Source organism: Mucilaginibacter koreensis (assembly GCF_054783355.1).
The window spans coordinates 2043052-2064583 of sequence record NZ_BAAGQS010000001.1; the positions used below are offsets into that span (position 1 = coordinate 2043052).

The 21532-nt window shown below is 45.1% G+C and carries 20 protein-coding genes; 10 read left to right on the forward strand and 10 right to left on the reverse strand.

Annotated features, from left to right (window positions below; all coding sequences use genetic code 11):
- Positions 1-39 precede the first annotated feature (39 nt).
- Positions 40-558 (reverse strand): GNAT family N-acetyltransferase, encoded by a 519-nt coding sequence (locus ACYVNW_RS09310; RefSeq protein ID WP_460679582.1) that lies wholly within the window; start codon positions 556-558, stop codon positions 40-42.
- Between the two features lie 96 nt (positions 559-654).
- On the opposite strand from ACYVNW_RS09310, the gene ACYVNW_RS09315 reads away from it, so the two are divergent.
- The 3 genes from ACYVNW_RS09315 to ACYVNW_RS09325 all read left to right on the forward strand — a co-directional run bounded on the left by ACYVNW_RS09315 (position 655) and on the right by ACYVNW_RS09325 (position 5972).
- Positions 655-2523 (forward strand): CocE/NonD family hydrolase, encoded by a 1869-nt coding sequence (locus tag ACYVNW_RS09315; RefSeq protein WP_460679583.1) that lies wholly within the window; start codon positions 655-657, stop codon positions 2521-2523.
- A 174-nt stretch (positions 2524-2697) separates the two neighbouring features.
- Positions 2698-4350 carry a M1 family metallopeptidase gene (locus ACYVNW_RS09320; RefSeq protein WP_460679584.1) on the forward strand — a complete coding sequence of 551 codons (1653 nt, stop codon included), beginning with the start codon at positions 2698-2700 and terminating at the stop codon, positions 4348-4350.
- An 884-nt stretch (positions 4351-5234) separates the two neighbouring features.
- Positions 5235-5972 carry a head GIN domain-containing protein gene (locus ACYVNW_RS09325; protein ID WP_460679585.1) on the forward strand — a complete coding sequence of 246 codons (738 nt, stop codon included), beginning with the start codon at positions 5235-5237 and terminating at the stop codon, positions 5970-5972.
- 573 nt (positions 5973-6545) lie between these two features.
- Here the strand turns inward: ACYVNW_RS09325 and ACYVNW_RS09330 are convergent.
- From ACYVNW_RS09330 to ACYVNW_RS09345, 4 genes are all read right to left on the reverse strand, one after another.
- On the reverse strand, positions 6546-7073 hold the full coding sequence (locus tag ACYVNW_RS09330) for a DUF2911 domain-containing protein (RefSeq protein WP_460679586.1): 528 nt from the start codon (positions 7071-7073) through the stop codon (positions 6546-6548).
- A gap of 99 nt (positions 7074-7172) precedes the next feature.
- Positions 7173-8222: a hypothetical protein gene (locus ACYVNW_RS09335; protein WP_460679587.1), complete on the reverse strand. Its 1050-nt coding sequence runs from the start codon at positions 8220-8222 to the stop codon at positions 7173-7175.
- A gap of 21 nt (positions 8223-8243) precedes the next feature.
- Entirely contained in the window at positions 8244-9962 is a 1719-nt protein-coding gene (locus ACYVNW_RS09340; protein WP_460679588.1) for an ArnT family glycosyltransferase, read from the reverse strand.
- A 416-nt stretch (positions 9963-10378) separates the two neighbouring features.
- Positions 10379-11773 (reverse strand): Gfo/Idh/MocA family protein, encoded by a 1395-nt coding sequence (locus ACYVNW_RS09345; RefSeq protein WP_460679589.1) that lies wholly within the window; start codon positions 11771-11773, stop codon positions 10379-10381.
- A 148-nt stretch (positions 11774-11921) separates the two neighbouring features.
- On the opposite strand from ACYVNW_RS09345, the gene ACYVNW_RS09350 reads away from it, so the two are divergent.
- Complete coding sequence (locus ACYVNW_RS09350) at positions 11922-12209, forward strand: hypothetical protein (protein WP_460679590.1); 288 nt, start codon at positions 11922-11924, stop codon at positions 12207-12209.
- Between the two features lie 6 nt (positions 12210-12215).
- Here the strand turns inward: ACYVNW_RS09350 and ACYVNW_RS09355 are convergent, their stop codons facing one another.
- Positions 12216-13511 (reverse strand): DASH family cryptochrome, encoded by a 1296-nt coding sequence (locus ACYVNW_RS09355; RefSeq protein ID WP_460679591.1) that lies wholly within the window; start codon positions 13509-13511, stop codon positions 12216-12218.
- Positions 13512-13555: 44 nt separating this feature from the next.
- Positions 13556-13705, reverse strand: a complete 150-nt coding sequence (locus tag ACYVNW_RS09360) for a DUF2256 domain-containing protein (RefSeq protein ID WP_460679592.1) — start codon at positions 13703-13705, stop codon at positions 13556-13558.
- Positions 13706-13754: 49 nt separating this feature from the next.
- Here ACYVNW_RS09360 and ACYVNW_RS09365 point away from each other — a divergent pair, with 49 nt between their 5' ends.
- From ACYVNW_RS09365 to ACYVNW_RS09380, 4 genes are all read left to right on the forward strand, one after another.
- Positions 13755-14477: an SDR family NAD(P)-dependent oxidoreductase gene (locus ACYVNW_RS09365; protein WP_460679593.1), complete on the forward strand. Its 723-nt coding sequence runs from the start codon at positions 13755-13757 to the stop codon at positions 14475-14477.
- Positions 14478-14587: 110 nt separating this feature from the next.
- Positions 14588-15250: a TetR family transcriptional regulator C-terminal domain-containing protein gene (locus tag ACYVNW_RS09370; RefSeq protein ID WP_460679594.1), complete on the forward strand. Its 663-nt coding sequence runs from the start codon at positions 14588-14590 to the stop codon at positions 15248-15250.
- Positions 15251-15299: 49 nt separating this feature from the next.
- Positions 15300-15968 (forward strand): HAD family hydrolase, encoded by a 669-nt coding sequence (locus tag ACYVNW_RS09375; protein ID WP_460679595.1) that lies wholly within the window; start codon positions 15300-15302, stop codon positions 15966-15968.
- On the forward strand, positions 15965-17287 hold the full coding sequence (locus ACYVNW_RS09380) for an ABC1 kinase family protein (protein ID WP_460679596.1): 1323 nt from the start codon (positions 15965-15967) through the stop codon (positions 17285-17287). Before ACYVNW_RS09375 ends, ACYVNW_RS09380 begins: the two co-directional genes overlap by 4 nt.
- Positions 17288-17342: 55 nt before the next feature.
- On the opposite strand, the gene ACYVNW_RS09385 is transcribed toward ACYVNW_RS09380, so the two are convergent.
- From ACYVNW_RS09385 to ACYVNW_RS09395, 3 genes are read right to left on the reverse strand one after another with little or no spacing between them, the layout of a single operon-like run.
- Positions 17343-17666: a hypothetical protein gene (locus ACYVNW_RS09385; RefSeq protein WP_460679597.1), complete on the reverse strand. Its 324-nt coding sequence runs from the start codon at positions 17664-17666 to the stop codon at positions 17343-17345.
- Between the two features lies 1 nt (position 17667).
- Positions 17668-17805: a hypothetical protein gene (locus ACYVNW_RS09390; RefSeq protein ID WP_460679598.1), complete on the reverse strand. Its 138-nt coding sequence runs from the start codon at positions 17803-17805 to the stop codon at positions 17668-17670.
- Positions 17806-17817: 12 nt separating this feature from the next.
- Complete coding sequence (locus ACYVNW_RS09395; RefSeq protein ID WP_460679599.1) at positions 17818-18213, reverse strand: hypothetical protein; 396 nt, start codon at positions 18211-18213, stop codon at positions 17818-17820.
- A gap of 318 nt (positions 18214-18531) precedes the next feature.
- On the opposite strand from ACYVNW_RS09395, the gene ACYVNW_RS09400 reads away from it, so the two are divergent.
- Positions 18532-20562: a TonB-dependent receptor gene (locus tag ACYVNW_RS09400; RefSeq protein ID WP_460679600.1), complete on the forward strand. Its 2031-nt coding sequence runs from the start codon at positions 18532-18534 to the stop codon at positions 20560-20562.
- A 34-nt stretch (positions 20563-20596) separates the two neighbouring features.
- Entirely contained in the window at positions 20597-21505 is a 909-nt protein-coding gene (locus ACYVNW_RS09405) for an NAD-dependent epimerase/dehydratase family protein (protein ID WP_460679601.1), read from the forward strand.
- Positions 21506-21532: the final 27 nt, after the last annotated feature.

The window sequence follows — 21532 nt, forward strand, 5'->3', positions numbered from 1 at the left end:
AGATTTCTCCCTACGGTCGAAATGACAAGCAGGATAAATTTAAAATTCATCCGCTACCATACCAAACACTTGCGACTTCACTGCATTAGGTAGGATGATTTCCTTCTCAAAACTCAAGCCCAGTTTAGTCAACAGTTTTATCGAACGTTCATTATCGGGCACAACAGTTGCCAGCAAGCGCTTTAAACCCAGTACTGTTTTGGCGTACTGCTGTACAGCGGCTGCCGCTTCAAACGCATATCCCTTGCGTTCATATTCCGGCAGTAAAGCATAGCCAATATCTGGTGCATCCAAATAATCACGTTTGGCCAATCCGCAGGTACCGATTACAGTGCCGTCTGCTTTTAACGATACCCTCCAAAAGCCAAAACCATGTTCATCATAGCTTTTAATAATATTATCAGATAAATAGGCTTCCGCATCGGTTACATGATGTACCTGGCGGTCGCCAATATACTGCAGCCAGCACGGGCTGTTTAACAATTGAAGGATAAACTCCGCATCGTTCAGTGTAAATTCGTGTAAAATCAGGCGAGTAGTTTCAAGTATCTTTTTCATTACAAAGCAGTGCAGTTACAGCAATTACGCCATTATCAGTTTAACAATCAACTAAACTTATTAAATTAGGCTCCGGAACACTTCAATCCCCTCTTTATGAAAAAAATTTGCTCACTGCTACTGGTAGCCGCAGCCTGGTGCACCGGCGTTCAGGCCCAGGGTACCTCCAACTATGCTAAAGAACACTACACCAAAAAAGATGTGTACATCACCATGCGCGATGGTGTAAAGCTGTTTACCTCTGTTTACATTCCTAACGATGCATCACCACAGCATAAGTACCCCATGGTAATGCAGCGTACCTGCTACAGTATTGCCCCCTACGGCGCTAATAAAATACCTGCCCGTTTAGGCCCTTCTGATATTATGATGAAGGAAGGTTATATTGTAGTTTACCAGGATGTACGTGGCCGCTACAAGAGCGAAGGCACTTGGACCAACATGACCCCGGTAGTAGAGCACAAAACCAAAAAGGATGTGGATGAAGGCACCGATACCTACGATACCATTGACTGGCTGGTAAAAAACATACCGAACAACAATGGCCGCGTAGGCCAATGGGGTATTTCTTATCCTGGCTTTTATACCGCAGCCGGTATATTATCCAACCACCCGGCGTTGAAAGCATCATCGCCGCAGGCCCCAATTTCCGATTTCTTTTTCGATGATTTTCATCATAACGGCGCCCTGTTGGAAAGCTACTTCTTTACTTACCCGGTATTTGGCGTGCAAAAGAAAGATACAACCAGTAGCGCCTGGTACGGTAGCCAGATGTTTAACCCCGGCACCCGCGATGGCTACCAGTTTTTGCTGGATATGGGCCCGCTGAAAAATGCCGACAAGTATTATAAAGATAATTTCTTTTGGCAGGAAACTGTAAACCATCCTAACTATGATGAGTTTTGGCAATCCCGCAGCCTGCCCCGCCACTACGGCAAAGTGAAACCTGCTGTAATGTTTGTAGGCGGCTGGTACGATGCTGAAGATTTGAGCGGCCCACTGGATATGTTCAAGCGCATTAATAAAACCGATCCTTCAGCTTACAATACCATTGTAATGGGGCCATTCGGCCATGGCCGCTGGTCGCGCGAGACGGGGCACACCATGCACAGCAACGTGTACTTTGGCGATAGCATTGCTACCTTTTATCAGCGCGATATTGAGGCGAAATTCTTCAACCATTTCCTGAAAGGTAACGGCGATAAAAATTCAGGTTTGCCCAAAGCTTACATGTATGATACCGGCAACAAGGAATGGAAGCAATTTGCGCAATGGCCGGCCGCTAATGCATCGCACGTTAAAATGTATTTAAGCGCTGATGGCAAGTTACCGATGACTCAACCTGCACAAAGCGCCTCTACCTCTTACATCAGCGACCCATTAAAACCGGTACCTTACACCGAGGACAACACCACCACCATGGGCTTTACCCCGCATAATTATATGAGCGAAGATCAGCGCTTTGCTGGTCGTCGCCCTGATGTATTGGTGTATCAAACAGATGTATTAACTGAAGATATGACTTTAGGCGGCGAGATTATGACTCACCTTAAAGTAGCCAACAGCAGCACCGATGCCGATTATGTAGTGAAATTGATTGATGTATATCCTCCGGATGAGCAGAACAACCCTTACATGCCGAACAAAAACATCATCCTGAGCAACTACTGGCAAATGGTGCGTTCAGAAATTATGCCGGCCCGGTTCCGCAATAGTTTTGAAAAACCGGAAGCGATGGTACCCGGCCAGAAAACCGAGGTGAAAGCGCGCCTGCAGGATGTACTGCACACCTTTAAAAAAGGACATCGTATTATGATTCAGGTACAAAGCACTGCCTTCCCGCTGTTTGCCCGCAACCCGCAAAAGTTTGTGGCCAACCCTTACAAAGCTGATGAAAGCGACTATGTAAAAGCTACTGAAACGGTTTATAACGATAGCTATGTTGATGTGGAGGTTTTAAAATAGTTGATGGTTTATGGCCCATGGTTAATGGACAATAAATTACAATAAACTCCAACGCGTCATTGCGAGGAATGAAGCAATCCCCGAATTATAAAGGGGCTGTCAAAAACTTGATAATGCTTCCCTCCCTGCAATGACGCTTTTTTATTTACTTTAGACGCGCATTAAATCTTTCTCATGAAATTGAAATTATTAGCCCTGTTGCTGGGCCTTACTCCTTTCATCGCACAAGCACAGTTGATGAAGGACAAAGAAACCTTCACCCGTGCCGATACGCTGCGCGGTACTTTAACACCGCTTCGTACCTGCTATGATATCAACTACTACCACCTAGATGTGAAGTTTGACATCGACAACAAATCTATTAGCGGCAGCAACCTGTTTAAATTTACCGCTACGCAGGACTTTAATAAACTACAATTCGATCTGTTCGAGAACCTGAAAATAGAAAAGGTAGTATACAAAGGTAAATCCGTGCCTTTCACACGCGAGTTCAATGCCGTGTTTGTGACCTTCCCCAACACCATACAAAAAGGATATCATGATGAATTTACGGTATATTACTCCGGAAATCCGCGTGTAGCAATAAACGCCCCTTGGGATGGCGGCGTACAATATAAAACCGACTCGCTGGGCAAACCTTGGGTGGCTACCGCCTGCCAGGGTTTGGGTGCCAGCGTATGGTGGCCCACCAAAGATCACCAGGCCGACGAGGTAGACAGTATGCTCATCAGCATCAGCGTACCCAAAGGTTTAAAAGATGTATCAAACGGCAGACTGCGCAAGGTTACCCAACTGAAAGATGGCTATACCCGCTACGATTGGTTTGTAGCTAACCCCATTAATAATTATGATGTAGCCGCCAACATTGGCGAATACGAACATTTCAGTGATACCTACGATGGCGAAAAAGGCAAGCTCACTTTAGATTACTGGGTACTACCCTACAATTTGGATAAAGCCAAAAAGCAATTTGCGGCCAACGTAAAACCCATGCTGAAAGCACACGAGCACTGGTTTGGCCCCTACCCCTGGTATGAGGATGGCTACAAACTGGTGGAAACCCCGCACCTGGGCATGGAGCACCAAAGTGCTGTAGCTTATGGCAATCATTATAAAAATGGTTACTTGGGCCGCGATCTTTCGGGTACCGGCTGGGGCTTAAAATGGGATTACATTATTATTCACGAAAGCGGCCATGAGTGGTTCGGCAATAATATTACCAGTAAGGATTTAGCCGATATGTGGATACATGAAAGCTTTACTTATTATTCAGAATCGCTGTTTACGGAGTTTTACTATGGTAAAGAAGCCGGTCAGGCTTATGTGAATGGCAGCCGGTTAAGCATTTCTAATGACCGCCCGATTATAGGCCCATACAATGTAAACAAAGAAGGCTCGGGTGATATGTACCCTAAAGGCGGCGTATTGCTGAACATGGTGCGCACCATTATTAATGACGACGCCAAATGGCTAAGCATACTGCGTGGACTTAACAAAACCTTCTATCATCAAACCGTAACCACCGAGCAGATTGTAGGCTATATCAACAAAGGATCGGGCATGAATTTAACGCCGGTGTTTGACCAATACCTGCGCTACAATACCCTGCCGGTACTGGAAATTGCAAGCTACCGGGGCCGCCTGGCCTGCCGCTGGGTAGCCAACGAAAAACGCTTTGCCATGCCGGTAAAGCTGCGGGTTAAAGGCGGTGAGTACCAGTTTGTGAATGTAACCTCGCAATGGCAGCCACTTACGTTGCAAGGCGCTACCAAAGATAATGTAGAGGCCGATACCTTTAATTATTATATAGGGGTGATGGTTGACTAACCACTCGCAAAGGCCGGCTGATTAGCCGGCCTTTTTGTTTTATAATTTTATTGTTTGTGCTGGTTGGGGGTTGTACTGTATTTCCGTTGTTGTTCTTTTGTCTTGATACAAAAGAACCAAAAAATCAAGTGCAGCCCGCTTAGGCTTTTTTGCCGCACGGGGCTCTGGCTGCAAAGGCGGGCAGCACCACAGGCTGTTTAGTGTTTACGTATGAGCAGGCTTGTGCTTTATTTACTGGCAGTGCAAACACTAAAAGGCCTCTTCCTTACGCACAAGGCCAACGAGTGCTGCCCGCCTTTCGCCCAAAGCTGAGGGGCTGACAGAGGAGAAAAGGAGAGTCAAGAAGCAAGAGTCAAGAACCAAGAATTAAGAAGGAACAAGCAGCGTACACCCATCACCATCACGTCATTGCGAGGTACGAAGCAATCTCTCAACGCCCGACTAAGACAAGGCGCATAGAGATTGCTTCGTACCTCGCAATGACGCAGTGGGATGAACTAAGCGTCACAACGCATTCTGCTCATTCTTAAATTCTATACATTCTGATTCAGGCAACTGCAACCACTGTACACACATACTCCCCCCTTGTGGCCTTGGCTTTTTCGGCCACCACTACCGGCCGCCCACGCACTGCACACCTCATAGAAAAAGACGCAGACACGAGTTTTCTTTTTGGTTCTTTTTCTTTTGCGGAAAAAGAAAAAGAACATCCACTGACGTTCATAACAGGCAACCCCGGCCTCATGAAATATTCAAATAAAATGCTAAAATCCAACCCATCTCTTATAGACCACAACAAATAATCAAAAACTAAAAATTTATTTTTAAAACCGTGCAACGTTCCTATACTCTACAGCATCTAATAGATACAAATCAAGCAAACCATGAAATCACTATCAAAAATCTTACTGGCAGCCGCTTTACTGAGCGGTGCCGGTGCAGTACAAACCGTTAATGCAGCCACTTTTACAACCACCAGCGCTTTCGATACGCAAGACCGTCACCTCAGCGGCTTTAATGCCATTGATGCTACCGGTTCTTTTGATGTTATCATCACCCAGGGCAACACCGAATCGGTAAAAGTAGAAGCACCTGCCGATGTGATTGACCGTATTACCACCGAGGTGAAAGGCGGCGTATTGAAGTTAGGTACCAAACGTAACAACGGCTGGAACTGGAATTGGAACGACAACAAACGTATTGTTATTTACGTCAGCATCAGAGAGGTAAACGCGGTAAATTTAAGCGGCTCAGGCGATGTGATGTTTAAAAACGGTTTACGCGCCGAGAACCTAAGAGTAACCCTGAGCGGCTCGGGCGACATCAGCGGACGTGTGGAAGCTAAAACTTTAGAGAGCCGGATCAGCGGATCGGGCGACTTGAAACTGAGCGGGCGCGCCAGTTATTCATCCATCAGCATCTCAGGTTCGGGCGACTATTCAGCCGAGTCACTGGCCTGCGAAGAAGTTGCGGTACGCATAAGCGGATCGGGCGATGTACATGTGAACGCCAATAGCAAAATTGACTCTTCAATCAGCGGCTCAGGCGATGTGTACTACAGTGGCAATGCCAAGCAAATCAGTACCTCAAAAACCGGCAGCGGTGAGGTTCATCATATATAATAGTTAATTAATTTAAACCAGAAAGGGGCCAATTAGCCCCTTTCTGGTTTAATAATGTTTTAATAACCCCTCCTGTTATTATTTTCATTCTAAGGTGAAATCTTTGCCATCAGGCAACGCTATCATTAGCCTATCGCTTAAAGGTCTCTCCCTGCATCATTAAAATAATAACTTTTTTCATGCATTCCGGCTTGCAATGCGCCAGGTGTTCACGTTCATGTGTCGTGAACACCTGTGAACGCTTTTTATGACGTTTAGGTAGGTGGAATTTAACTTTCCTGGAAGCATAATTACATGTAAGTCATTAACAAACAACACCATATGCCCAAAAATGTTAATTTTACTGATAGTTAAACTTGATGCACGTGAACGCTCGTGAACAGGCGTGAACACCCGTGAACGTTCATGAACACCGGCAGCGTGAACACACTGATTGCAGTTGTCATGATTGCCATAGGTGCTTTCACTTTGCGCATTAGCACCAACGAAAAAGCCACAAGGCAACAAAGACTTAAGTTTGCTCTGTTGCTTGTGGCTTATTACATATCGCCGAAGTACTTCGGCCAGCGTAATTTATTTAATGGTTACCGGTACTTCCAGTTTTTCCCAACGTAAGCCGAAACCGGTTTTGTAAAATACAAACGTTAAATGCTCCTGCATTGCGGCTGGCTTAGGTTTGGCGGATACAGTCAGCACATTTTTAGCTTCTTCGTAATTAGCCTCACCTGTACGTTTAATACCCCACTGGCCGGTTTGCGAATTGAAAATATACTTCCACTCGGTTTTGCCGGGGATGATAAACAGCGTATAAGTACCTGCAGGCAGCTTTTTACCCTGTACCATAATATCTTTATCAGTGGCAAAAGTGGTTGCCTCATCGGCGCCTGCACGCCAGGCCTTGTCATAAGGTACCAAGTCACCCCATATCGTGCGGCCTTTTACCGCCGGACTGCCGTATACAATACGGATATTAGCACCGGCTACTTTACCCGAAATGGTATCGTGCGGGCTGTTTTTATGCGGCTGCGCTTTCAGTGCAAAAGGCAATAGCAAAGTAGCCACAGCTAAACTCAGCGTTTTAATGAACATGTTTTTTTTCATTTGGTGTAATGGATTGGTGATTTACGTGATTAAAGGTAATGATTTATAATCAATCAAAAAATTCACTTACGCCAACGCGTTAGTATAACGAATGTATTTTTAATCCCTGAACCGCACCAGTGGTTTGCGGCCTAAATCGTACATAATGCGGAAGGCTTGCTGGCTATCGCCCAACTGCCCCGGCGACTGGTGCAGGCTTAATACAAACTGGCCGGTAATGCGTTTAAAAACAAAAGGCGAATAAATAATATCCAGGCGGTTATACATCTTTTTTTCATAATAGGCATCGCCGTAGGAAATATGATGGCCCTGGCCGGCGTAAAATTCATCAAAAAACGCAAAGCGGTGGTAGCGGGCATATGCGCTGGCTACAAAACCAAACGGATGCTGCAAACCGGTTACACTGCGGGTACGCTCAATAGAAGCCATGGCGCCAGCTTCCACCGAAAGGGAATCAAATACAGTTTTATGGCTGAAATCCATACCCAGCCTGATCTGTAAACCACCGTTATCGCGAATATGGTCACCGGGGATGGCTACAGCCGGGCCGGCATCATGCAGCAGCAGGAAATAATGCGATAAATAGAACGGACCGAAAGGATTGGGCAGGTACTTACCGGCCAAACCGAATAAAAACTGCTCACGGTCGGTATTGGTTTGGCGGCTTACCCAGTCAATCCAAAGCGTTTCGTAACCATACTCAGTTTGGTAACGGGTGAGCAAACCCTCTACATTAGGCCGGTAATAACGCAAGGTATCATTCAACAGCGCACGCGGGTATTGGGTAAGTAAGCCCTCGCGCGGAAACATACCTGCATTGAACAGCCATTTGTGGCTTTCAAATTTATAGTAGGCTACTGGGTCAACCCGCAAAAAATAAGGCTTGGCACCATACTCGTGTATGCCGTTGATACCCACAATAAAATGGTTCAGGCTATCGAAATTCAGGCCCAAATCTAAAGCTACCCGGGTGCCCGAGTAAGTGCGCGAGCGCTCGGTAAACGCTTTGTATTCGCGGTTATCAAAAAAGCCGAAGCCATTGAAATGAATATCCAGGCTACCGGCGCGGGTGGTAGTATCTTGTGCTTTGGCAGCAAAGCTAAAGCATAATGCAGCAGCAAACAGTAAGGCGTAAAAATTTTTAATCATATCGTATCGTTAATCAAGGGGCTAACGGACGGTAAAGTTAATAATTCTGCTGTTGCGGCCGCCTGCAAACGGCACTGTACGCACAGAAAATACCAAATCGTACCGGCCAGGCTGTGCCGGGGCTTTTACAACAAAGCGGTAATTCGCATTGCCATGCGCGGGTACGGTTAAGCGGCTCAGCTCCGCCCCTGCCTGCTCCTCGTTTTTTAATTCATCACCCTGAAAAAAGCAGGCCGATAATTGGACTGGCTGACTTTGTGATAATTCAGCAAAATTAGCTGCTAAGCCAGAACGGTTGTTCAGCCTCAAATTTAATTCGAGTTGCTGACCGGGCCGGGCCTCAACTTTGGCATGGCCTAACTCTATATCCAGTAGTTGAAATGTACGCACATTGGCAATCGGTGTAAAGTAGCGCATCCCCTTAACCGTGAGCATAGAGTCGGTGCTGAGGCCAGGCAGCGGCTGGTCGGTTACAAATAATGCGGACTGGTGCTGCAGGCTGTCTTCCAGCGGCCATAGGTCGTACTGTGTGCGGCGGTAGTAGCGCTCATCATAATCAAACCCTTTCAGGCTTTGGGTATAAAAATTATACTTAGAGGCTTCCTGAAAGCTGGAAGGAATGATAACATGCCGGTTACCGGCTTTTTGCTGAATTTGCTGCGCCCACTGCTTGTAAAAGAAAAAGCTTTTAACCGGCCGCCAATGGGTAAGCAGTGGCAATTGCACAATGAGCAGCAGGCGAAACAATATAATTAACCCGGCATTTACCAACGCCAGTTTATACAGCCATAAGGGCCGGCTACCCGGCTGGCGCAAATGAATCAGTACCAGCAGTACCACCGGTACAAAGCTGATTAAGGTCCAATGGGGCTGTACGTTGCCTTTAATGGTGTTGAGCAAAAAGAACAACAATGTACCGATAGCATTCACCATCAGGCAGCGAATAAAGGCATTTTTAATGCGTGTAGTAAAGGCGTAGTAAAATAAGAACCAGCCAATTAAAGGCCCTGCCATTAACAATTGCCCTGGTATGTAAAGGTAGGTATGCTCAAGCTGATAAACTTCGGATGAGCGCTCAAACAAGTGGTAAACCAGCGATGGGTACTCGTGGTTAACCTGCCATAAAATGTGCGGTACATACAATGCCGCCGATAGCAGGATGATGAGATAAAATGATGGCCGTTTAAAGAGTTTAATGTTGGCCAGCACTGTAAACACAATTAGCAATACACCATGGTATTTACTGTACAACAGACAGGCTATGGTGATGCCCAGCAATAATGCAATGGTCCATTTATCTTCTTCTAAATACTGCTGGTAGAAATAATAAAAAAGGATGGTAAAAAACAGCAGCGGGGCGTCGGGCGTAGTAATAAAACCATAGATGTGAAAGGCCAGAACACCTGATACCACCACCACGAACCAGCGGGCATCTGTTTTATATTTTTTGGCAATGAGCCAGAGCAGATAAAGCCCCAATGGGTTAATAAGCACAGTAACCAAGCGCAAGCCTAACTCATTGTGAAACAAGCTGTAGCCTAACTTAATAAACACCGCCACCATGGGTGGATGATCAAAATAGCCCCAGTCCAGAAAGCGGGAGTACATCCAGTAATATGCCTCATCGGAGTGCAGCCCTAAAGTGGCAGCCTGCAACAGGTTGAGCGCCGTCCAACACAATAAAAACAACCCAATAGTTCTGTTGGGCCGTGTGGCAGGCGTAGAGGCAGATGAGAACATAGGCAGAAAGATACCACTTGTAGCAGTATGCCGGCAAAGGTAATTAAATTATTACAGGGCTGAATGACCTTACTTCTAAGCGGTTTAAATTAACTTTCAGCTATGTCATCCTGAGCGATAGCGGCATCTAATTACAAAGCTATCCTTGAGCACGTCATTGCGAGGACTTAGTTTATTGTTAGTAATGCGGTTAAGTTGTTTTGCAAAGGGTTGTTATCATATGCCGCGATAGCCCAAAGTAACAGGGCTAAGATCAACCTTGTCATTTCGACCGCAGGGAGAAATCTTCTTCGGCAAGGCAGTTTGTAGTAAACTCATCATGTGAAGAAGATTTCTCCCTGCGGTCGAAATGACAAGAGGAAGAGATAATAATGTATTCTGCTACTTTCATCAGTATCCCTTTATTTACCTAATCCCTACACTACTTTCATTTGCCCGGCATCCCAGTGGATGATCTTTCCGCTAAAATAACTTTCATTACAGGCGAGTGCCGGGGCAGCAGCGCGGAAACCGAATACGGCATCCTCGGTTACGGGTTTGCCGGTACGAATCGAATCCATAAAATTGGCAAAATGATCATTGGAGGCATTGTAACCGCGCGGAGATTCATACTTTACTCCTTCCAACCTGGGCGCCGCTTTATCTGCCGATGAGTATTTTGAGTCGTACCTGGCAGTAAGCTCCTTCTGCATGGCTTCGGGGTAAGTAGACAGCGAATCCCAGCCGCCAATGCCCGGGGCATTAGGCATTTTGTTTTTTACTATCGTAAAACCATCGCCCTCACCAAACAGGTTGATGACGCCTTCGGAGCCGATAATTTTGGTGGTGGAATAATCCCCTTCTCCGCTGATAAAGTCCACCTGCAAATTCACCTGAAAAGCCGGATGCTCTTTGGTTTCCGGGTAATGAATAATGGCACTCATTACATCGGGCACATTACGGCCATCCTTCCAGTAGGTTAAACCGCCTATAGAAAATATTTTATCCGGGCCTTTTGAGTCAGTAATATAATGAATCCCGGTAAGCAGGTGTACAAACAAATCGCCGGCTACCCCGGTGCCATATTCACGGTAGTTGCGCCACCTGAAAAAGCGGTTGCTATCATACGCATGCTTGTTTTTTTCATTAGCCTGGAAGCGGTTCCAGTTTACGGTGTTCGGGCCGGCATCCAGCGGGATGGTGTATTGCCAGGCCCCCAGAGCGCTTTGGCGATTAAACGATGCTTGTATGGTATTAATTTGCCCGATAGCGCCTGCCTGGTATAATTCTTTAGCCTTACGGTAAGCCAAACTGCTGATGCGCTGGCTGCCCACCTGAAATACGGCTTTGGTTTCGCGCTGTGTTTTAATCTCATCCAGTCCTTCGCTAATGTAATGCACCATTGGCTTTTCGCTATACACAGCCTTGCCCTTGCGCATAGCGGCTTTGGCAATGGTGCTGTGCCAGTTATCGCTGGTGGCAATAATGACGGCATCTATATCTTTGCGGTCTAATAGCTCTTCGTAATTGTCAGTTGTGAACAGTGCCTGCCCGTATAATTCTTTAGCACGTTCCAGGCGGCCTTTATACAGGTCGCAAACGGCTACCAGTTCAACACCGGGTACGGTGAGGGCGGCGCGGGTATCGTTAAAGCCCATAATGCCCATGCCAATAGTGGCAATACGTATTTTATCATTGGCACTGATGCGCTTTTCAGATAGCAAGATGCGGCGCTCGTATTCTTCCTGTGCAGCTAAACTGGTTAGTGAGGCAGAACTAAGCAATATGGCTCCGCCGAAATGCTTTATAAAGCTTCGTCTGTTGCTTGACATGAAAATAGAATTTAGGTGTGGATTTAATTGGTTAAACCGCTGGCTGGCAAGAAAGTAGCCCGGCGGTTATGAAATACAAGGTAAGGAATAAGTTTCGGAAGATGACTAATAATGTAAACCTTATTAAATAAAATCAGGTAAGCTTAACATGAACGAGACCGTAGCCAGATTTCAATCCCAAAAACAGTATTATATTGTAGGCATTGGCCACATACTAACTGGTCAAACTGTAGGCGGGAGCATTGAGTACGGTAACCAAATCCGCCTTCAATCGGATAACACCGAGATCATCTATACTATTACCGACGTACAACTCATTGAGTATATGACCTCCGGCACCAGTGAAACCGCCCTGATACTGGAACTCACGCAAGGCAACCCGGAAAATAATTACTTAGAAAATATTGCAGGGGAAGTGATATCTATTGTGAAATAACCTCAATTATACAGCATGCACAGCTTCCCCTTCGCTCAATTGAGGCAGCCAGCGTTTGGTATATTCTCCTTTAGGGTCTAATTCTTTAACTAACTTGGTAATGTTGTAGGTACGGCCTTCGCGCGGATCGTTGCCTACGCCGGCTATAGACGCCCAATTGCCCCAGTTACTGGCCGGCGAATAGTCTATCAGCTTTTCTTCAAACCAGGCAGCACCCAGTGTCCAATCCACCTTTAATTCTTGTACCAAGTAAGCCGCTACCACCTGGCGGGCACCGCTGCCAATGTAACCGGTGGCGCAAAGTTCGTGCATGGCAGCATCAATAAAAGGCACGCCTGTAGTACCGGTTTTCCATTGTTCAAACAGTTCCTGTTGATTTTCGGCGGTTGCGGGCGCTTCGGTTTTAAAACCGGCGGCATCGGCAAACTTGCTACCGTGCTTTTTAAACATAAAGCGGTAATAATCGCGCCAAAGCAGTTCCAACATTAGCGGATAGTTGTTAGAACTATACTCGTGCTGCATAATGGCCCAGTATACCTGACGCAACGACAAACACCCTAAAGCCAGCCATGGTGACAAGCGCGAGGCCTGTGCTTTGCCCTTTCCTGTAACCGGCATGGCATCACGGTTAAAATAAGCTGCCAACTGCTGCAGGGCCATAGTTTCTCCGCCGGTAAAACCTGCGGCACGTACATCAGCTTTAGGTTCGGATAAACCCAAATCTTCCAAGGCTGGCAAAGCACCCGCATCTGGCAGAGTAGGGATAACAATTTGCTCCGGCGTATCTACACAAGGCCGCACTGCACTCTCCCGCTCTACTTTTTTACGGAAGGTGGCAAAGCTATCAGGAATATCTTTTATCGGAAAAGGTAAATCTTCTTTATGATACAGGGTGTGGCCAATAAAATGCTTCAGGTTGATTCGCATCTTCCACAATGCGGCTTCTACCTCTTCAGATATGGCAGTTTCTTCAGAAGCTACCTCCCGGTGGTGATATACTTCGTTTACTTGGTACTCTTCTACCAGTTGTAGCAAAATTTCGGCCGGGTTGCCGATACGAATGATCAGATCGCCGCCCAACTGCTGCAGGTTACGGCGCAGATCGGCTACACTTTCTATAATAAATTTGGCACGGATATTACCGGTTTTAGAGGTTCCGGCTGCATTTGCTGTAAAATAATGAGTATCAAAAATATATACCGGCAGTATCTTATCGGCTTTACGTGTGGCTTCTAACAGTATCTCGTTATCATGCACGCGTAAGTCGTTCCGAAACCACACCAGTATTATTCTTTCGCTCATTATTTGAATTAATCTAAATCAGGACAGCTAATCTACAAAAATCGCTATAATTTATTTCTCCTGCAGCGGTCACTGCAATATTTGACATCATCCCAACATTTTTCCCACTTCTTGCGCCAGGTAAAAGGTTTCTGGCAAGTGGCACATATTTTTTGAGGAAGATTTTCTTTCAGAATTCTTTTCGGTGCGGGCACCTACAGTAAACAACATGGGGCTGATAATGTTATTGAGCTTGAATAATTTATGACAGATTTTAATCAAAAAAATATCCTGGTGGCCGGCGGAAGTTCGGGCATCGGACTGGCCTTGTGCAACAGGTTAGCTGCAAAAGGCGCACGGGTAATCAGCCTATCACGCCATGCTGCCGAAAGCTGGGCTACAGGCGTTACCCATTTACCATTTGATGTATTAAAGGATGATTTTACCGCTTTACCGGCTCAATTGCCCGAGCAGTTACATGGTGTGGTTTATGCCATTGGCAGCATTAACCTGAAACCGTTTAACCGCTTAAGTACGCAAGATTTTCTGAATGATTTTCAAGTCAACACTTTAGGGGCAGCGCAACTGCTACAACAATGTTTAAAACCGCTGAAGGCAGCCGGTTCGGCTTCGGTGGTGTTATTTAGTACCGTGGCTGCTTCAACAGGTATGGGTTTCCATGCCAGTATTGCCATGGCTAAGGGCGGCATCAATGGTTTAACGCTGGCGCTGGCTGCCGAGCTGGCACCACAGCACATCAGGGTAAACGCCCTGACTCCGTCACTCACTGATACGCCGCTGGCCGGAAATTTACTAAGCACAGAAGATAAGCGTGAGGCTTCCAACAAACGCCACCCACTGGGCCGGTATGGCAAGCCGGATGATTTAGCCGCTGCTGCAGAATTGTTATTAAGTGATGATGGCAGCTGGATAACCGGACAAATTTGGGGTATAGATGGCGGATTGTCGGCTATCAGACCTTTATAAGTGCTCATGAGTTGTACAGGTAGTGTTACTGTCAACCTGTCGTTTAATTAACACAAGCATGATATTTGATTTGCCTGTTATAACTATATTTACATAAAACCAATACCCATATGGCCACCACAGAAAGCATACAAGCCGCTTACATAGATTATGTACTCACCGAAGGTCATGAGCCTAAATCGGTATACCTGTTTGCCAAAAATAATGAGATGACCGAAGAAGAGTTTTATCGCTTTTTTGGCTCTTTTGAGGCTGTAGAACAAAGCATTTGGGCTGATTTAGCCAAGCGAACCATTACTGAAATCAAAACCCAGGAGGTCTGGCCGGAGTACTCTGCCCGCGAAAAGGCTTTGTCTTTCTTTTACAGCTTTTTCGAATTGCTGAAGGGTAGCCGCAGTTTCGCGGTGTATAGCCTGAGTAAGCACCAGCGCACTATGGGTTCGCCGCGTGTGCTCGATCAGCTGCGCAACCTGGTAGAAAACTTTGCTGAAGACATCATTCGCCAAGGATTGGAAAGCAACGAGCTGGCCGACCGTAAATTTTTTACCAGCCGGTACAAAGATGCCTTTTGGGTACAGTTTGGCTTTGTGCTTAATTTTTGGGTAAATGATAATTCCGCCGGGTTTGAGAAAACTGACGAGGCTATTGAAAAAGGCGTAAACCTGACGTTCGATTTGTTCCAGCGTTCGGCAGTAGATAACCTGCTGGATTACGGCAAGTTTTTGTTTAAAAACAGCGCCTTTAAAGATAAAATGCATCAGCGCCGCTGGTAAGTGCTGCCGGAATGAACAAAAGCACTGCAACGTTCATTATTAGCAGTAGATGACACAGCACGCTGCAATTTTTGATATGGATGGTACACTGGTAGACAATAACCCCTACCATTACCAGTCGTGGCAGGTATTGTTCGAAAGGCATGGCCTGCCGCCCCTGAGCCTGCAAACATTTAACGAAAGCATGAGCGGTGTACCCGGCATGGTAATTTTGCGTAATTTTTTTGGCGACAGGGATGAACAAGAACTCGAAGCCCTGTACCACGAAAAAGACGCCATTTATTACGATGCGTACCGGCCTTACATGGCACCCATCAATGGCTTGGAGCGACTGTTGAGCGAACTGAAAGATGCGGGCTGGAAACTGGCCATGGCATCATCGGCCGCGCAGCGCAATATCGATTTTATATTGAATACGGTAGCGATCAAGCCATACTTCGATGCCATTATTAACGGCACACGTGTACATCAGCCCAAACCTAACCCACAAATATTTTTAAAAGCAGCAGATGAGTTGCAGGTAGCACCCGGAAACTGCGTTGTATTTGAAGATTCGATTTCAGGTGTAAAGGCGGCCAACAGCGCAGGCATGAAAGTAGTAGCCATTACCACTACCCACAAAGCCCATGAGCTGCACCCGGTAAACCTGATGATAAATGATTATGCAGGGCTGAAGGTACTACAACTGGAAGCTTTGTTTGAGAAAGATACTATATGAGCGAACAAAACAATGAGCAGAACAGCATACCTACCAGCAAGGTAGAGCGTTCGGCCAAATTTGTAAAAACAGGGTTTAAAATAGGCGGTAATTACATTAAGCATTATTCAAAAAAACTCTTTAACCCCGATTTGGATAAAAGCGAGCTGAATGAGGATAATGCAGCAGATATCTATCAATCGTTAAGCGAGCTGAAAGGCAGCGCCCTCAAAGTGGCGCAGATGCTGAGCATGGATAAAAACCTGCTGCCTACGGCATACGTCGAAAAGTTTTCGCAATCGCAATACAATGCCCCGCCCCTTTCGGGCCCGCTGATTGTGCAAACCTTTAAAAAGTATTTTGGCAAAACACCGGAGCAGATTTACGATAAATTCAATCTTAAATCAACCAACGCTGCTTCTATTGGCCAGGTGCACCAGGCAGAACTGAACGGGCAAAAGCTGGCTGTAAAAATTCAGTATCCCGGCGTGGGCGATTCTATTTCATCCGACCTGAAACTGGTAAAACCTTTTGCCTTTCGGTTATTGGGCATGAGCGAAAAAGAATTGGATGTATATATGCGCGAGGTAGAAGAACGCCTGCTGGAAGAAACCGATTATGAACTGGAAGTACGCCGTTCTATTGAATTTTCTAACGCTTGTTCGGTGCTCAATAATATTGGGTTCCCTACTTACTACCCCGAACTTTCCAGCAAGCGCATTATTACCATGAGCTGGATTGACGGGCAGCACCTAAAAGAATTTATGGCTACCAACCCTTCTCAGGAGTTGCGTAACCAGATTGGTCAGGCTTTATGGGACTTTTATAACTTTCAGCAACATGAACTGCGTGCCGTGCATGCCGACCCCCATCCGGGTAATTTTATGATTACGCCCGAAGGCAAACTTGGCGTGATTGATTTTGGCTGCATCAAAGAAATGCCGGCCGATTTTTATTACCCTTTCTTCTCGCTCACCTCTACCAATATGCTGGAAAACAAGGAGGAAACCATTAAGGCCTTCCGCCAGCTGGAAATGATTTTGCCTAATGACAATGCCGCACAAATTGAATTTTACTACGGCATGTATAAGCAAATGATTGGTTTATTTGCCCAACCTTACATGAGCGGCAGCTTTGATTTCAGTCAGACTGAGTTTTTTACCAGCCTGTATAATTTTGGTGAGCAGATTGCCAAGATGCCCGAGTTTAAGCAAGCCCGAGGCGTAAAGCATTTCATTTATGTAAACCGCACCAATTTTGGCCTCTACAATATTTTGCATGAGTTAGGTGCTGAAGTAAAAACCGATACCTACAAGCCACACCTGCTGGCAGAAGCCTGATTACAGCAAAGGCTTTATCTTTCGATAAAGCCTTTGCTGTAAATTATAAGTTAGCTTATGTACGTGGCCGTTTAACGTTATAAGCCACCAGATACCTTAAATCATCTTTTAAAACTGTATTTACATCTAAAGCTTCCTGAATTTTGCTCAAAGGCTGATTCAACCTTGACTTGATTTCGTGAAATATAGGTAAAACCGTTTCAGGAAACATCCTGGTAGCAATGTATGGGTAATACTGCCGCTGAATATCTGCCTTTTCAGCATCGGCCACTAAGTTAATTTCCCAATTGTCGTCGGTTTTAAAGCCATGTTCACGGGCTGTGTTCATCAAATCAAATAAGTAGATTCGTATTTGCTGTTCAACTTGCTGCTCGTTCATCTTACTTACTTTTCTTTTTAACGGAAGTATCACTTACAGATGATGAACTTTTGTCGGTTTGATAGGCCGATACCTTTTTATTCAGGTTGGTAGAAGGTGCCTTCTTGGCATCTTTTTTCATTTTTTGATCTTTACTCATAGGTAGTGTATTTTATTTGATGTTTAATTCTTTTTCAAGGCGGCGTATATTGGCTTCAAGCAGGGTGCTGCTTAAATCCTGGTAATGCGCCATACGGTATTGCTTTAATTGGTTAATGCTGGCTTCTGCCTGCCGGGTTAGCTCATTGATATATTTCTGAGCGCCTGCTTTGGCTTTTTCCAATGCGCGTATGCGGGTCATATAGCCATAGAACATTTGCTCAGCTACAGGTAACGAATAATGACTATCAGATAGCTGGCAAAGGTGGTCTTTAAAATCATCGGCCCTGCTTACCCTGCGAACGAATAGCTGATGATTAACCGGCTTAAAATCATTAGTTGAGATTTCTGTAACCGCCGTATCGTACATAAATACACGAAAGTACCTGTTGTAGTTGTTCTGTTTCATTGAGTAAATGCTATTAGCTTAGCTAAGCTTAAAGATTGGCTGCTCCAGAACAACAAGCAATGCTTAAGGGTAGGAAATGCTGGTGGTAGAATGAATTTTACTAAAGGTACCTTTTATTTAAGTAGAAATTGCAAGATTTTCAAATTATTTATATATAAGTTAAAAGAACACGCTTTTTTGTTTCTGGGTGTTGCATTTCGAAGCATTTACCCGTAATACCTGTATGGTTAGAAGTATATGATATTGATGTAACCTTTTAACTACACTATTCCATTAAATTGCAATCTTATTATCTTCGCCCGTAACTTATCACAAGTCATGTATAAATATATCATCACCGCTGCTTTAGCTGTAGCTTTGGGCAGTTCTGCCGCACAAGCCCAAACCCAACCCGATTCTACCACTTTAGATTTAGGCCGCTTTCAAATCAATAAAAAACTGGCGCAAACCGTTACCATCAAAGGTAAAGATCTGGAGCAGATGGCTTTTACCAACTTAGCTGATGCTATTAACGTATGGCTCAATGGTGCCTATACCAATTCATCGTCATTAGTGTACGTGGTAGATGGTTTAACCATAAAGGATGTTAACGCTTATCACATCAATGATATTGAAGAAATTACACTGGTACAAAATGCGCTGGGCCATGTAAACGGCTTAAACAACGGGCAGCAATTGGTATTAATTACCACCAAGCGCCGCAAACATACCGGCATAGAAGCATCAGGACAAGCCAACTGGGTGCGGCCCATGAGCGAACGTAATAATATTGGATTTCAGAATGGTGACAAGCAAAACAGTATATACCATAATTATTATTTGTCGGCCTTTACCGGCTCCGATAAGTTGCAGGCAGGCATATCTGCCAATTATCAGCGCGATGTGGTGCCGACGGTTCAGTCGACTAACTTCAGGGCCAATGAGTTATACCGTATTAACCGCTTTAGGTTCAATGGTTATGTAAGCAGCCGATTAGGCGAAAGTTCAGTAATTGATTTCACTGCTGGTTACGCCCCTCAAAATAACAAAGCCAATATCACCACTTTGGGGCAAGACAACGTGTTACAGCAAACCAGTAATATGGATGAACACTTGTTTAATACGCAATTAAAATTGAGCAGTCATGTAGGCAGTCAATTTAGCAACGTTTTCAAGGCCGGCTATAGCAATTATAATTTTGATAATAATCCTACTATTACCGTATTCAGCACTTTAGGCGGCGGTTCCCAAAGCACTTACATCAACAACAATTCAGACAGCAGCCACACTTTTAATATTGTTGACCAGCTTAAATATACGGCGCAGCTAAACAACTGGAAGATTGAACCGCAAGTGAATTTCACTTACAATTACATCACATACGGCATTACCTCCTTTACCCAAAACTCGTACAACAGTACTTATGTAAGCAGTTCGGGCAGCACTTACGGCAATAAGTATAAGCAATACCTGCTTACGCCAATGGCCAGCATCAGCTACAAAAATGCATTTAACATAGAAGGTGGTTTTTTATATGACATTCATCATGCCCTCACTACTGTTAGCGGGCAAAAAGAGAAAAAAATATTTCCCTTTGTTTCTGCCGCGCTTGATGTCATACAGTTGCTTGATCCGTCGGCTAACCAAGCTTACAGTGTAAAACTTTACAGTTCGTATGCTTTGTCTAATAACTATTACAGGTATTCTGTACAGTTAAGCAACTTCTTCTCAAATCCGCTTATTGGAAATACGTTGGGGCAAAATTTTATCTATTCGCATTATAACTATTCCAAATCACTTAGCGCCGGCGCAGAGCTTGGCTTTTTAAATAACAGCTTAACGCTTGCTTATAATTTTCAACGTTTAAAATATGTAGATCCAATTACGATTTCTCCACCATATTATACTAACAGTGCTCCGTTTACTGTTTATCCTTATACCTATACCAACATTCATCGCATTGGGTTAAACTATAAAATATTAAACGCATCACATGTGCAGTTTAACAGCGGTTTAAATGCATCATTAATTAAATCACGCATTGATGTTGACCCTGGCTATCAGGTCATCACCAGTAGTAAGGCATGGACCGGTGGCTGGGTAAACCGCTTAACTTACAACCATTTTATTGCCGGGGTTGATGTATTATATATACTGGGTTCGCCTGATTTGTATGTCAACACTACAAGCATTTCAGATAAGAAAAATGCAGTGCGGGTACAAAACCTTTATGCCGGTTACCGCTTATCACCGGCTTTTGCCAAACAGTTACAGGTATATGTGAACGTACGCAACCTTAACGACGATAAAAACAGCTTGTTTATCGATAACCGCCGTTATGTAGGATTAGGTTTTAGCGCGGGTTTTTAAAACCGCGCCGCCCTTTTTATTGTTGATATGGGATATGAAGGTTTTGCTCACAGGTGCGGGAAGTTATGTAGGCGCTCATTTGGTTCCGGTATTGCTGCAGAAAGGACATGAGGTGCTTTGCCTGGTACGCGATGAAAAGCTTTTCAGAAAGCAAAACCCCTGGGCTGATAAAGTGAAACTAATTACGGGCGATTTACTGCGCACCCGTAACATGCAGCCCCTGCCGCAAGATATTGATGCTGCCTTCTATCTCACGGCATCATTAACGCAAACCTCGGCCTTTGCCGGCCTGGAAGCATTGGCTGCCGAGAATTTTATTGGCTTTATAAATGAAACCAATTGTCAGCAGATTATTTCGCTGGGCGATATTGATGACGAAGAGTCAGATACGGCCCGTTCGCGGCGACATGTAGAAGAGATTTTGTATGCAGGTAATGCCTCGCTTACCGTATTGCGCACCTCGCTGATCATCGGCCCGCACAGCATAGCAAGTGAAATGCTGAACGGCCTAACCGAAAAGAACCCCATTGTAATTGCACACAACTGGGCCCAGGCCCGGGTACAACCTATTGCCCTATGCGATGTACTGGGTTATATGGAAGGCTGCCTGCTGAATAAACTTACCTACAATACTGTATTCACTATAGGCGGTCCCGAAGTGCTGACCATTAAGGAAATGATACATACGTATGCCGAAGTATGCAAGCAAGCACGTGTACACATGGTACTGGTGCCATTGGTTTCCAAACAATTATCTACCTACTGGCTCAATTATTTAACGCCCATCAGCTTTACGGCGGCGCAAAGTTTAATTGAAAACCTGGAGCATGACAGCATTGCGCAGGATGACAGCCTTACCCGCATTATTCAGCGTAAACTGATGCCGTACCGGGAGGCCCTGCAGCAATCTGATGAACTGATGCACCAGTTGGCGTCAAACTAAAAAGCAGAGATAATGGTTATGCACTTA